Raw genomic sequence first — 13,548 nt, 5'->3', positions numbered from 1 at the left:
CGCCCGCGGCGCGGTGGTGTCGTGGGTCCGCGCGCGGCGCGGACGAAATCTAGAGGCCCCGGGTGGGAGCGGCCGGCGACGTGCCGGCCACCTCGATGAGGTACGGGTTGCTGGCGCGCTCGCGGCCGATGGTGGTGCTGGGGCCGTGGCCGGGCAGCACGACGGTGTCGTCGGCCAGCGGAAGGATCTTGTCGCGCAGGCTGGTGAGCATGGCCGGCATGCTCCCGCCCGGCAGGTCGGTGCGGCCGATCGAACCGGCGAAGAGGACGTCGCCGGAGAGACACAGCTCGTCGGCCTCCCAGCCGGACCCGGCGCCCGGCAGCCGGAACAGCACCGACCCGCCGGTATGGCCGGGAGCGTGGTCGACGGCGATCTCCAGCCCGGCGAGCGTGAGGGTGGCGCCGTCGGTCAACTCCGCCACGTCCTCGGGCTCGGTGTAGCTCAGCCGGCCGCCGAAGAGCGACCTCAGGTCGCTCGAGAGGCCCTTGGCCGGGTCGGCCAGCATCTCCCGGTCGCCGGGGTGCACGTACGCGGTGATGCCGCGCGCACCGCAGACCGGCGCGACCGAGAAGGTGTGGTCCAGGTGGCCGTGGGTCAGCAGCACGGCGGCCGGATGCAGGCGGTGCTCGGCGAGCAGCGCGTCGAGCTGGTCGAGCACCCCGATGCCGGGGTCGACCACCACGCACTGCTCCCCCGGCGCGGTGGCGACCACGTAGCAGTTGGTGCCGAAGGCGTCCGCGGGAAAGCCGGCCACGAGCACGGGCGCTGTCCTTTCCGTCGAGCAGCTGTCATCCTGCCCAGCAGCCTATCGGTCGGGCCGAGCGAGTTCGCCGCGTCCGTCCCTCGGGCCTCGTACGGCACAGTGACAACGTCCGATAAACGCTGCTCGGGATGGGGTGGACCTCGTACACCACATTCCCAGTCACTAGCCGTACACTCTGGCGGGCGTGTGGCGCGGCACACGTGACGCCCGGACGGGCCGGGGCGACCGGCCGCCGGCGACGACCAGGTAGAGGAAAGGGGAGCACCTGTGGCTTCCAGCAGGGACCGGCAGCGCAAACTGGCGCGGGCCAAGCTCGACCGGCAGTTGGCTCGCCGGGCCGCCGCCACGCGGCACCGTCGGCAGATCCAGGCCGGTGTCGGCGCCGCTCTGATCCTCGTGTTGGTCGTGGCCGGCTCGGCCTGGGCGCTCGGAGCGTTCGACTCCGACCCGAAGCAGAACGCGGCCGCCGAGGACACCTGCCTCTGGACGCCGCAGGACGCGACGGCCAACACCAACCTCAAGGACGTCGGCACGCCGGCGACCAAGGATCTGCCCACCGACGGCACCCGGGCGATGACCGTGACCACCAACCAGGGCGCGCCGATCACCGCGGAGCTGAACCTGACCAACTCCCCGTGCGCGGCGGCGAGCATCGCGCACCTGGCCAGCCGGTCGTTCTACGACAACACCAAGTGCCACGAGATCACCACCGAGGGTGCTCTGCGCTGCGGCGACCCGAGCGGCACCGGTCTCGGTGGTCCGACCTACTCGTTCTACGACGAGGAGGTGCCGAACGCGCCGTCGGCGTCACCGTCGGCCAGCCCGGCCCCCGGCCAACCGCCGACGTACCCCAAGGGCACCGTGGCGATGGTCTCCAACCCGCCGGGCGGCAACGGCAGCCAGTTCCTGATCTTCTTCAAGGACTTCACCACCGCCGACCCGAAGTACCCGGTGATCGGCCGGGTGACCGGCGGGCTCGACGTGGTGGAGAAGATCGGCGCCCTCCCGACCGTGGACAATGGGACCGGGGCCAAGGTCAAGCCCAGCACCGACGTGACGATCCAGAGCCTCACGGTCGGTGAGCCGGTCACCGGCGCGGCACCGGCACCGTCGGCCTCCGGCGCCCCGGCCAGCAGCCCCAGCGCCGGCTGACCGGGCGCCACCACCCACCCAAGCGGCACTCAGCAGCAGACAGCCAGGAGGATCCAGGCGTGACGTCCACCAGAGAGCGGCAGCGCGCGGCGGCACGCGCCCGACTCGAGAAGGAGATGGCCGAGCGCGCGGCCAAGGCCCGCAAGCGCCGGCAGACGACGGCGATCGTCAGCGCGGCTGCCGCGCTGGTGCTCGTGGTCGCCGGCACCGTCTGGCTGGCGGTGAGCCTCGGCGGCGACGACGACAAGGGCGACACCGCCGCGCCGGCTGCCGGCGCGGCCGAGTGCGCGTACAACGCGCTGCCCACCGAGCAGCGGCCCCCGCAGATCAAGGACGTGGGGGTGCCGGGCAACCAGCAGTCCGCCAAGGGCGTGCAGACCATGACGATCGACACCAACCTCGGGCCGATCACCGCCAAGGTCGACCGGTCGCTGGTGCCGTGCACGGCGGGCAGCTTCTCCTACCTCGCGGAGAAGAACTTCTTCGACAACACCAAGTGCCACCGCCTCGTGACCGAGGGCATCAAGGTGTTGCAGTGTGGTGACCCCAGCGCCACCGGCAACGGCTGGCGGGACACCGACGGTCAGGGCGGCCCGAGCTACCGCATGGCCGAGGAGAACCTGCCCACCGACAAGCGCCCGCCGTACCCGGAGGGTGTCATCGCGATGGCCAAGTCCCAGGACCCGGGGACCACCGGCAGCCAGTTCTTCATCGTGTTCGGCGACTCCCCGCTGGACCCGGCGTACACCGTGCTGGGCACCATCACCGGCGGCATGGACCTCGTCAAGGACGTGGCCAAGGCCGGCGACGACGGCGCGTTCGCCCAGCAGGCCGGCGGCGGCCACCCGAAGAAGGAGGTCATCATCAAGGACCTCACGATGAGCCCGCCGCAGAGCTGACACCCCGCGTAGACGACAGTGCGCCCGCCGGCTGAGCCGGCGGGCGCTGTCGTGTCCGGGGTACGCGTCGGGGGCGGCGGCCCGGAGGGCGTCAGGCGCCGGAGGTGACCCGGTAGGCGTCGAAGACGCCGTCGACCTTGCGGACCGTGGCCAGCAGGTGACCCAGGTGCTTCGGGTCGGCCATCTCGAAGCTGAACCGGCTCACCGCCACCCGGTCCCGGGTGGTCGTGACGGTGGCGGACAGGATGTTGACCCGCTCGTCGGAGAGCACCCGGGTGACGTCGGCCAGCAGCTTGTGCCGGTCCAGCGCCTCGACCTGAATGGCGACCAGGAACGTCGAGGCGGAGGTGAGCTTCCAACTCACCTCGACGACCCGCTCGCTCTGGGCACGCAGGTCCTCGGCGTTGGCGCAGTCGTCACGGTGCACGCTCACGCCACCGGAGCGGGTGACGAAGCCGAACACCGAGTCCGGTGGGACCGGGGTGCAGCAGCGGGCCAACTTGATCCAGACGTCGCTGACGCCCCGGACCACCACGCCCGGGTCGCTGCTGCTCTGCCGGCTGCGCGGCGGCCGGGTGGCGACGGCGGTCTCGGCGATGTCCTCCGCCGCGCCCTCCTCGCCGCCGTACGCGGCCATCAGCTTCTGCACCACCGACTGCGCGGAGACCTGGCTGTCGCCGACCGCCGCGTAGAGCGAGGCCACGTCGGCCAGGTGCAGGTCGCGGGCGATCGACATCAGCGCGTCGGAGGTGAGCATCCGCTGCAACGGCATGCCCTGCTTGCGCATCGCCTTGACGATCGCGTCCTTGCCGGCCTCGATCGCCTCCTCGCGCCGCTCCTTGTTGAAGTACTGGCGGATCTTGGTGCGGGCGCGCGGGCTCTTGACGAAGCCGAGCCAGTCCTGTGTCGGGCCGGCCGTCTCGGACTTCGACGTGAAGATCTCGATCACGTCGCCGTTGGACAGCGTCGACTCCAGCGGCACCAGCTTGCCGTTGACCCGCGCCCCGATGCACTTGTGCCCCACCTCGGTGTGCACCGCGTACGCGAAGTCGACAGGCGTCGACCCGGTCGGCAGCGGGATGACGTCACCCTTCGGGGTGAAGACGTACACCTCCTGGCTGGACAGGTCGAAGCGCAGCGCGTCCAGGAACTCGCTCGGGTCGGCGGCCTCGCGCTGCCAGTCGAGCAGCTGCCGCAGCCAGGTCATCTCGTCGATGTGCGCGGGCGGGCCGACGATCTGGGTGCCCTTGTGCTCCTTGTACTTCCAGTGCGCGGCGATGCCGAACTCGGCGGTGCGGTGCATCGCGTAGGTGCGGATCTGCATCTCCACCGGCTTGCCGGTGGGCCCGATGACCGTCGTGTGCAACGACTGGTACATGTTGAACTTGGGCATCGCGATGTAGTCCTTGAAACGGCCCGGCACCGGCTGCCAGTTGGCGTGGATCACGCCCAGCGCCGCGTAGCAGTCGCGAACCGTGTCGACCAGGATGCGCACCCCGACCAGGTCGTAGATGTCGTTGAAGTCGCGACCCCGCACGATCATCTTCTGGTAGATCGAGTAGAGGTGCTTGGGTCGACCGGTGGTCTCCGCCTTGATCTTGGCGGCCTTCAGGTCGGTCTGCACCTTCTGCGTCACCTGCCGCAGCAGCGCCTCACGCTGCGGCTGGTGCTCCCCGATCAGCCGGTTGATCTCCTCGTAGCGCTTCGGGAACAGCGTGCCGAAGGACAGGTCCTCCAACTCCCACTTGATCGTGTTCATACCGAGCCGGTGCGCCAGCGGCGCCAGGATCTCCAGCGTCTCCTTGGCCTTCTGCTCCTGCTTGGGGCGGGGCAGGAAGGTCAGGGTGCGCATGTTGTGCAACCGGTCGGCCAGCTTGATCACCAGCACCCGCGGGTCCTTGGCCATCGCCACGACCATCTTGCGGATCGTCTCGGCCTTGGCCGCGTCGCCCAGCTTGACCTTGTCGAGCTTGGTGACGCCGTCGACCAGCAGGGCGACCTCGCCGCCGAAGTCGGCGCGCATCTGGTCGAGGGTGTATTCCGTGTCCTCAATGGTGTCGTGCAGCAGCGCGGCGACCAGCGTGGTGGTGTCCATCCCCAGGTTGCCGAGGATCGTCGCCACCGCGAGCGGGTGGGTGATGTACGGGTCACCGGACTTGCGGTACTGCCCGGAGTGCCACCGCGCGGCCGTGTCGAACGCACGCTGGAGCAGCCGGGCGTCGGCCTTGGGGTGGTTGTCCCGGTGGCTGGCGATCAGCGGCTCCAGCACCTCGCTGACCTGTGAGGTCTGCCAGGGAGCGTTGAACCGGGCCAACCGGGCACGGACCCGCCGGCCGGTGGGCGCGTTGGACAGCCCGAAGCCACCGCTGGGCGACGGGTCGATGCCCGCGTCGGTCGGGAACGGCACCACGACACCGTCGGCGCCGGGCGACGCCTCGGCGTTCGGCGGGCCGCTGGTCGGGCGCAACGCGCTCTCGCCGGAAGCACTGCCGGAGCCGTTGCCGGTGCCCGTCACCCGGGCCGGCGCGTCGCCTGTCCGGTCGCTCACCGAGCCGTCAGCGTCGCCTGTCGGGTGCACCGTGCCCTCCGCCGGAGGGACGACATCGTGGGACACCGGCCTCCTCACCGCTCGCCGGAAACACGCCAGCCGAACATCGACCGGCCTGGTCTCGCCCGCCGGACGGGGTACCGCCGGCGTCAGCAAAGGGCAATGCTACCCGCCTGGACGGTCCCCTGCCGCTCCGCCGGACGGTCGGCGCCGGGTCGGCCCGACAGCCTGAGGATCAAACGGTCAACAGGGCGTGCACGGGACGCGGCGCCAGTCGTTCCCGCGCACCCAGGAAGCCGAGCTCCAGCAGCACGGTGAAGCCGCTGACCGTCCCGCCGGCCCGTTCGACCAGGTCCAGCGTCGCCTCGGCGGTGCCACCGGTGGCCAGCACGTCGTCGACCACCAGCACCCGGTGCCCGGCGGTGAAGGCGTCCTCGTGCACCTCGAGGGTGGCCTCGCCGTACTCCAGCGCGTAGGAGACCGAGTGCGCCGGGCGGGGCAGCTTGCCGGCCTTGCGCACCGGCACCACGCCCACCCCGGTCGCGTACGCGATGGCGGCCGCGACCACGAACCCGCGCGCCTCGATGCCCACCACCACGTCGAACGAGTCCCGCCCGTGGTACGCGACGATCCCGTCGATCACCTCGCGGAAGACCCTGCCGTCGGCGAAGAGCGGCATCAGGTCCTTGAACAGGACGCCGGGCTTGGGAAAGTCGGGCACGTCCAGGACCCGACTGGCGACCAGTCGGGCGGCCTCCGGGCCGCTGTCTCCGCGCGCCGCGGTGCTGTGGGTCTCCGTCACGGCAGTTTCGCTCCCCTTCGACGACGAACGGCGTCCGGCAACAGCATGCCGGACGCCGTTCGGGTGTTTTCTGGCGGGTCAGCGCCGCTTGGCGCCACCTGGCCGGTTGCCGCCGCCACCAGGGCGACCGCCCCGGGCGCCGGTCGGTCGCTTGCCCGCCGGTCGAGCACCGACCTTGGGGGCGGCACCGGCCAACGCGGCGGAGTCCGGGTCGACGGGCTCGTCGGTCGCGTCGGCCGAGGCCGGGCTCGCGGCGCCCTTGCCGGTGACCTCGCCCCGGGCGATCGCACCCCGGCGGGTCAGGACGCGCTTGTTGTGCGCCTGGATCCGCGGGTCGTAGTTCTTCAGCAGCGCCAGCAGCGGCGTGGCCACCAGGATGGAGGTCAGGAACGCCACCGCCATACCGACGAACAGCACCAGACCGAGGTCCTTCAGCGTGCCCGCGCCGAGCAGGCCGGCGCCGATGAAGAGCAGACCACCGACCGGCAGCAGGGCGACCACGGAGGTGTTCAACGACCGCATCAGGCTCTGGTTGACGGCCAGGTTGGCCGCCTCGCTGTAGGTCTGGTTGTTGTTGGCGGTGATGCCCCGGGTGTTCTCCTGGACCTTGTCGAAGACCACCACGACGTCGTAGAGCGCGAAGCCCAGGATCGTCAGGAAGCCGATGATCGTCGACGGGGTGACCTCGAAGCCGACCAGCGAGTAGATGCCGGCGGTGAGGATCAGGTTCATGACGAGCGAGGAGACGGCGGCGACCGCCATCCGCCACTCGAAGCGCAGGATCAGGTAGACCATCACCAGCGCGATGAAGATGACCAGACCGAGCAGGGCCCGCTCGGTGACCTGGCTGCCCCACGCCTCGCTGACCTGGTTGCCGCTGATCTGGTTGACGTCGATGCCGAGGTCCTCGGCGATCTGCGCCTTGACGGCGTTGGCCTGTTCGGCGCTGAGCTGCCCGGTGCGCAGCTCGTAGGAGTCACCACCGGGTCCGCCGACCTGCTGAGCGGTCACCACCTCGATGCCGGTGTTCTCGGCGGCGAGCGCCGAGTTGACCTCGCGCTCGGCGTCATCCAGGGTGCCGACGCTGGCCGGCACCTGGAACGAGTTGCCACCGGCGAACTCGATGCCGAGGCTGAAGCCGCGGATCGAGAAGCTGAGGATCGCGATCAGGATCAGGACCCCGGCGACGCCGAACCAGAGCTTGCGCCGGCCGACGATGTTGAGACCGGCCTCGCCGTTGTAGAGGCGGCTCGCCAGACCGTTTTGAGCCATCTCAGGCCTCCTTGGCGCGCGGGTTGCGGGGCTGAGTCGGCTGGTTACGGGCCGGAAGTGCCCGGCCGAGACCGCTGACCCGCGGGGACAGGAACGCCCGGGTGCGGGCGAACATCGTCATGATCGGGTGCCGGAAGAGGAAGACCACGACCAGGTCCAGCACGGTGGCCAGACCGAGGGCGAACGCGAAGCCCTTGACCGTGCCTACCGAGACCACGTAGAGCACCACCGCGGAGAGCAGGGTGATCGCGTTGGCCGAGATGATCGTGCGGCGGGCCCGGATCCAGGCGCGCGGCACCGCGCTACGCGGACTGCGGCCCTCCCGGATCTCGTCCTTCAACCGTTCGAAGTAGATGACGAACGAGTCCGCCGCCACACCGAGTGAGACGATCATCCCGGCGATGCCGGCGAGGGTGAGGGTGAAGCCGATCTGCCGGCCGAGCACCACCAGCGCGCCGAAGACGAGCAGCGCGGAGAGGATGAGGCTCAGGAAGATCACCGAGCCGAGCAGCCGGTAGTAGAAGAACGAGTAGATGATGACCAGCAGCATCCCGATGCCCGCCGCGAGCAGCCCGGCGCGCAGGTGGCTGGCGCCCAGGGTGGCGGTGACGTTCTGCTCCTCCTGCTGCTCGAAGGTCACCGGCAGCGCGCCGTAGCGCAGCTGGCCGGCGAGCGTGCTGGCGTCCTTCTGGGTGAAGGTGCCGGTGATCTGGGAGTTGCCGGTCAGCACGCCCTGGATCTCCGGGGAGGAGACGATCTCGTTGTCCAGCACGACGGCCACCCGGCACTTGCCGTCCTGACCCAGCGCGGTCGCGTCGCAGCCCTGGCCCTCGTTGGTGAACGCCTCACGGGTCAGCGCGGTCCACTTGCCCTGGCCGTCGCCGGTGAAGTCGAGGCTGACCACCCAGGAGTTGGTCTGGTCGAGCACCGCGTCGGCGTCGTCCACGTCGGTGCCCAGCACCTTGGCCTGGTCGAGCAGGTACTTCGAGGCGGCGTCCTCGCAGGCGACGACCTGCTGCTTCGGGTCGGAGATCGACGCGGGCGGGCGCTTGTCGAGCTGCGCGCAGCCGATCGTCGGCACGTTGAACTGCATCTGCGCCGGCAACACCGCGACCTCCTGCGGCGACAGCGTGCCGAACGGCTTGAACTTGTCGGCCAGCGACGGGTCGGCGCTCAGGTCGGCCGGGGCCTGTAGCCCGTTGGCGGCCTGCCAGGCGGCGGCGCCGACCTTCTGCTCGACGGCCTTGCGCTGCTGCTCCACGCTCGCCGGCACCGGTTCGGCGCTGGCGGTGGGCGCGGCGGCGCTCGGCGAGGCCGTGGCGGACGCCGAAGGGGTCGGCGTGGCGCTGGGCGACGCGGGGGCCATGCCGCCCTGACCGCCGCTGGGCGACGACGTCACCTTCGGGGACGCGCTCCCCGTCGGGGTGGGGGTCGCGGCGCCGGACGGGGTCGCGCTGCCGGACGGGGCGGCGCTGCCGGACGGGGCGGCGCTGCCGGACGGGGCCGGCGTGGCGGCCGGCGGCGCCTCGGCCACACCGGTGCCGGACGCGGCCTTGAGCACCTTGCGGAAGCGCAGCTCGGCGGCGCTGCCCACCTCGTCGATGTCGCGGTTCTCACCGGGCAGGGAGATGACGATGTTCCGGTTGCCCTCGGTGACCACCTCGGCCTCGGCCACGCCGAGCCCGTTGACCCGATTCTCGATGATCTGCCGGGCCTCCTCCAGGTTCTCCGCCGTCGGGGGCTTGCCATCGACGGAGTTGGTCGCCTCCAGCGTCAGCCGGGTGCCGCCGATCAGGTCCAGACCGAGCTTGGGCTCGAGCCGGTCCTTCACGCCGCCGCTGGCGCCGGCGAAGAACACCAAAAGATAGAGGACCACGAAGATGAACCCGAGCACGGCGAGCTGCCGCCCGGGGCGCATCTGTCCCTGAGGTGGTGCCACGGCTGTCCTGTCTCCCTGTACGGTCGCGCCGCTGTGCGCAGCGACGGCGGTGTCGGGCCGGGGGTCCCGCCCGACGGGTCTGCCTTGAGCCGACGAGATGCCGGCACGAGGACCGGGCACCCCCGGCGCGCAACGCCGACGGTCACCGGACCGCGCCGACGCCCGGCGTCGACCCAACTATCCAGTTTTCACGTCTCGTCCGCTGCCCCGTCGGGGCGCGAGACCCGGAAGCCGGTCGACCGGCCGTGCGCCGGACTCGCCGTTTCCGGGAGGAGGGTCAGTCCTTGGCGGTGTCCGCGTCCTCGGTGACCGGCTCGCTCGGCAGCTCCGCGCGGGTGACCACCCGCGCGATGGCCGGGCGGGCGTAGCGGGTCTGCACGCCCGGTGCGACCTCGATCAGGACGGTGTCGTCCTCGATGCCGGTGACCGTGCCGTAGAGCCCACCGATGGTCACGACCTCGTCGCCGGGGCCAAGGTTGGACTGCATGGCCTCCGCCTCGCGGCGGCGCTTCTGCTGGGGCCGGATCATCATGAAGTACATGACGCCGAAAAGCAGGGCGATCATCAGGATCGGCGTGAAACCGCCGGCCCCGCTGCCCGCTGCTAGGTATTGCACAGTTACTGACCTTCCCATTGGCCACCTGCCCGGCACGGGGGGTGCCGGAGCGGAGGCGGATTCTCACGTCCTGTACAGACCGCGGCGAAGTCTAAACCCTGCACCTGAGAACACCGAATGCGGCACAGATCACGTTCACATCACGGCTGATCGGCATCCAACGAGAACAGATCGGGCACAGGCGGACTATCCGCACCAAATGTACCAGTTGGCGGATTGCGTCCCAGATGCCGCCAGGCGGCCTCGGTGGCCACCCGACCCCGCGGGGTACGGGCCAACAGCCCAGCCCGCACCAGAAACGGCTCGCACACCTCCTCGACCGTGTCCGGCTGCTCCCCCACCGCCACGGCGAGCGTGGACAAGCCGACCGGGCCGCCCCGGAACGAGTCGACCAACGCGGTCAGCACCGCGCGGTCCAGTCGGTCCAGGCCGAGCGCGTCCACGTCGTACACGATCAGGGCGGCACGTGCGGTGTCGACATCGACCACCCCGTCCGCCCGTACCTCCGCGTAGTCACGGACCCGGCGCAGCAGCCGGTTGGCGATCCGGGGTGTGCCCCGGGACCGACCGGCGATCTCGGTCGCGCCCTCCGGAGTGATCGGCACACCGAGAATCCGTGCCGAGCGGTGCAACAACGTCTCCAGATCCGCCGGCGCGTAGAAGTCGAGGTGTGCCACGAAGCCGAACCGGTCCCGCATCGGCCCGGTCAGCAGGCCCGAACGGGTCGTCGCGCCGACCAGGGTGAACGGCTCGACGTCCAGCGGAATGGCCGTCGCCCCCGGACCCTTGCCCACCACCACGTCGACCCGGAAGTCCTCCATGGCGCTGTAGAGCAACTCCTCGGCCGGCCGCGCGATCCGGTGGATCTCGTCGATGAAGAGAACGTCGCCCTCGGCGAGACTGGTCAGGATCGCCGCCAGATCACCGGAACGCTCGATCGCCGGGCCGCTGGTCACCCGAATCCCCGCCCCCAACTCGGCGGCGACGATGTTGGCCAGACTCGTCTTGCCCAGCCCCGGCGGACCGGACAGCAGGATGTGGTCCGGCGGAGACCCCCGCCGCATCGCGCCCTGCAACAACAGGTCGAGCTGGTCGCGAACCCGGTCCTGGGCGATGAACTCGGCCAGCCGCCTCGGCCGCACCGTGGCCTCCGCGTCCCGGTCGGCGTCGCTGACGTACGCCGAGACGAGCCCCTCGGTCTCGCTCATCGCGCCCTCTTCATTCGCGGCCACCAGCTCATCGTGCCGCCGCCCGTCGTGGTCGGGCGGTCATCGGGTCCGACCGAGCAGTCGGATGGCCTGCTTGAGCAGGACCGGGACCGGCGGGGCCTCCCCCTCGATCGACTCGGCCACCGCGGCCACCGCCTGATCGGCCTGACCGGCCGTCCAGCCCAGCCCGACCAGTGCCTGCCGGACCTGGTCGGGCCAACTGCCGCGGGTCACCCCGGCCACCCCGTCGGCGCCGATCGGGACCGGGCCGATCCGGTCGCGCAGCTCCAGCACCAGACGTTCCGCGCCCTTCTTACCGATTCCGGGTACGCGGGTCAGCGCGGCCGTGTCGGCGTTGGCGATCGCCTTGCGTACCGCGTCCGGGGTGTGCACGGCCAGCACCGCCTGGGCCAGCCGCGGGCCCACCCCGCTGGCGGTCTGGAGCAGCTCGAACAGCGACTTGGCGTCGTCGTCGGCGAAGCCGTAGAGGGTCAGCGAATCTTCCCGCACGATCAGGCTGGTGGCGAGCCGGGCGACCTGGCCGACCCGCAGCTCCGCGAGGGTCCCCGGGGCGCAGTGCACGGCGAGCCCGACCCCGCCGACCTCGATCACGGCCTGGTCCGGACCCGTCGCGGTCACCGTGCCGCGCACGCTGGCGATCATCGTGCTCCTCCTCGTCGTGCCCGATCGGCCGCGGCGGCCAGCTTGGAGCGGGTCCCGCCACGCCACACGTGGCAGATGGCCAGGGCCAGCGCGTCGGCGGCGTCGGCCGGCTTCGGCGGCTCGGCCAACCGCAGCAGCCGGGTCACCATCGCCGTCATCTGCGCCTTGTCCGCCTGACCGGACCCGGTCACCGCCGCCTTCACCTCGCTCGGCGTGTACGTCTGTACCGGCAGCCCCGCCCGCGCCCCGGCCAGCACCGCGATACCGCTGGCCTGCGCGGTGCCCATCACCGTACGCACGTTGTGCTGGCTGAACACCCGCTCGACGGCGACGCTCTCCGGCTCGTGCCTGGCCACCAAATCGGTCAACGACCGGTCGAGGTGCAACAGGCGCAGCGCCAGGTCGTCGGCCGGGTCGGTGTAGACCACGTGGTACGCGACCAGGGTGCAGGCCCGGCCGGGCACACCCTCGACCACGCCCACCCCACACCGGGTCAACCCCGGGTCCACACCGAGCACGCGCACGCCGCCCCCTCCCCAGCCGTCAGCAGTACGTGTGTTCGACACCCTAACCGCCGCCCTTCCCACCGCCCCCACGGGACACGCCCTGCCACCCCGCCCCAGGCATCCCACCCGCATCGCCGCGCCCCGCACACCGCGCGACCGGGGGTCGGGGGGCGGATCACCCGCCGTCGTCACGATCGTGCTCGAACCAGGAGGTAGTGGCCATGCGGCGGCGGGACACCACCACATCCTGGTTGTTGCGCGATCTTGACCGTGGGCGGGGCCGCGCGGCGGGGCGGGCGCCGGCCAGGGGGCCGTCGGGCCACACAGCTTTGGTACGGAGTATGTGTCGCTGGCCCATGTGCCGGGGAGCACACAGCTCGTAACTTCTTGCGCCATGACGGCAGAACCCGTGGCGGTCCCCCACGTCGTACAGGTCGACCTCTCCGGTCGGACCGCCCTGGTCACCGGGGGCGGCAGCGGCATCGGACGGGCGTGTGCCCTGCGGCTGGGCGCGGCCGGCGCCAAGGTGCTCGTGGTGGACCGCAACCTGGAGGCGGCGAAGGCGGTGGCCGCCGAGGCCGGCGGTCGGGCCGAGGGCGTCGACCTGTCCGACGTCACGGCGGTCGACTCGCTCGACGTGGACGTGGACATCGTGGTGAACAACGCCGGGCTCCAGCACGTCGCGCCGCTACAGGGCTTCCCGGTGGAGCGCTTCGAGTACATCCAGCGGGTGATGGTGGAGGCGCCGTTCCTGCTGATCCGCCGGGCGTTGCCGCACATGTACGCCCGGGGCTGGGGACGGGTCGTCAACATCTCCTCGGTGCACGGGTTGCGTGCCTCGCCGTACAAGGCGGCCTACGTCTCGGCCAAGCACGCCCTGGAGGGGCTGTCGAAGGTGGTCGCCCTGGAGGGCGCCGCGCACGGGGTCACCGCCAACTGCATCAACCCGGCCTACGTGCGTACCGCGCTGGTGGAGAGCCAGATCGCCGACCAGGCGGCCAGCCACGGCATCGACGAGGCCGAGGTGATCGAGAAGATCATGCTGGCCCGGGCCGCGATCAAGCGACTGATCGAGCCGGAGGAGGTCGCCGAGCTGCTGGCGTACCTCTGCTCGCCGCCGGCGGCCTTCATCACCGGCGCGTCGATCGCCCTCGACGGGGGCTGGACGGCGAACTAGTGG

The 13,548-nt window shown here is 71.1% G+C and carries 12 protein-coding genes; 3 read left to right on the top strand and 9 right to left on the bottom strand.

Features of this window, described 5'->3' with window-relative positions; genetic code table 11:
* Positions 1 to 49: 49 nt before the first annotated feature.
* Positions 50 to 760, bottom strand: a complete 711-nt coding sequence (locus AB0J33_RS21300; protein WP_363615743.1) for an MBL fold metallo-hydrolase — start codon at positions 758 to 760, stop codon at positions 50 to 52.
* 270 nt (positions 761 to 1,030) lie between these two features.
* Between AB0J33_RS21300 and AB0J33_RS21295 the strand changes: the two genes are divergently transcribed.
* Positions 1,031 to 1,915 (top strand): peptidylprolyl isomerase, encoded by an 885-nt coding sequence (locus AB0J33_RS21295; RefSeq protein WP_363615742.1) that lies wholly within the window; start codon positions 1,031 to 1,033, stop codon positions 1,913 to 1,915.
* Between the two features lie 59 nt (positions 1,916 to 1,974).
* Positions 1,975 to 2,814, top strand: coding sequence for a peptidylprolyl isomerase (locus AB0J33_RS21290; protein ID WP_363615741.1), 840 nt, complete (start codon positions 1,975 to 1,977; stop codon positions 2,812 to 2,814).
* A gap of 91 nt (positions 2,815 to 2,905) precedes the next feature.
* Here AB0J33_RS21290 and AB0J33_RS21285 read toward each other — a convergent pair whose 3' ends face one another.
* The 8 genes from AB0J33_RS21285 to ruvC form a co-directional block, all read right to left on the bottom strand.
* A complete protein-coding gene (locus AB0J33_RS21285; protein ID WP_363615740.1) occupies positions 2,906 to 5,428 on the bottom strand; it encodes a bifunctional (p)ppGpp synthetase/guanosine-3',5'-bis(diphosphate) 3'-pyrophosphohydrolase in 2,523 nt (840 codons plus the stop codon).
* Between the two features lie 169 nt (positions 5,429 to 5,597).
* Positions 5,598 to 6,164 carry an adenine phosphoribosyltransferase gene (locus tag AB0J33_RS21280; protein ID WP_363615739.1) on the bottom strand — a complete coding sequence of 189 codons (567 nt, stop codon included), beginning with the start codon at positions 6,162 to 6,164 and terminating at the stop codon, positions 5,598 to 5,600.
* 78 nt (positions 6,165 to 6,242) lie between these two features.
* Positions 6,243 to 7,436 carry a protein translocase subunit SecF gene (gene secF / locus AB0J33_RS21275; RefSeq protein WP_363615738.1) on the bottom strand — a complete coding sequence of 398 codons (1,194 nt, stop codon included), beginning with the start codon at positions 7,434 to 7,436 and terminating at the stop codon, positions 6,243 to 6,245.
* A 1-nt stretch (position 7,437) separates the two neighbouring features.
* Positions 7,438 to 9,375: a protein translocase subunit SecD gene (gene secD, locus AB0J33_RS21270; RefSeq protein ID WP_363615737.1), complete on the bottom strand. Its 1,938-nt coding sequence runs from the start codon at positions 9,373 to 9,375 to the stop codon at positions 7,438 to 7,440.
* Positions 9,376 to 9,652: 277 nt separating this feature from the next.
* Positions 9,653 to 10,009 (bottom strand): preprotein translocase subunit YajC, encoded by a 357-nt coding sequence (gene yajC, locus AB0J33_RS21265; RefSeq protein WP_363615736.1) that lies wholly within the window; start codon positions 10,007 to 10,009, stop codon positions 9,653 to 9,655.
* A 122-nt stretch (positions 10,010 to 10,131) separates the two neighbouring features.
* Complete coding sequence (gene ruvB / locus AB0J33_RS21260; protein ID WP_363615841.1) at positions 10,132 to 11,199, bottom strand: Holliday junction branch migration DNA helicase RuvB; 1,068 nt, start codon at positions 11,197 to 11,199, stop codon at positions 10,132 to 10,134.
* A 60-nt stretch (positions 11,200 to 11,259) separates the two neighbouring features.
* Entirely contained in the window at positions 11,260 to 11,862 is a 603-nt protein-coding gene (ruvA, locus tag AB0J33_RS21255) for a Holliday junction branch migration protein RuvA (RefSeq protein ID WP_363615735.1), read from the bottom strand.
* On the bottom strand, positions 11,859 to 12,386 hold the full coding sequence (ruvC, locus tag AB0J33_RS21250) for a crossover junction endodeoxyribonuclease RuvC (protein ID WP_363615734.1): 528 nt from the start codon (positions 12,384 to 12,386) through the stop codon (positions 11,859 to 11,861). The genes ruvA and ruvC overlap by 4 nt, the downstream gene beginning before the upstream one ends.
* Positions 12,387 to 12,762: 376 nt before the next feature.
* Here ruvC and AB0J33_RS21245 point away from each other — a divergent pair, with 376 nt between their 5' ends.
* Complete coding sequence (locus tag AB0J33_RS21245) at positions 12,763 to 13,545, top strand: 3-hydroxybutyrate dehydrogenase (protein ID WP_363615733.1); 783 nt, start codon at positions 12,763 to 12,765, stop codon at positions 13,543 to 13,545.
* Positions 13,546 to 13,548 lie beyond the last annotated feature (3 nt).

It is taken from the genome of Micromonospora sp. NPDC049645, from assembly GCF_040675155.1.
Taxonomy (GTDB): domain Bacteria; phylum Actinomycetota; class Actinomycetes; order Mycobacteriales; family Micromonosporaceae; genus Micromonospora.
Note: the sequence above shows the minus strand (reverse complement) of the source record. Positions and strands in the feature narration are given on the sequence as shown.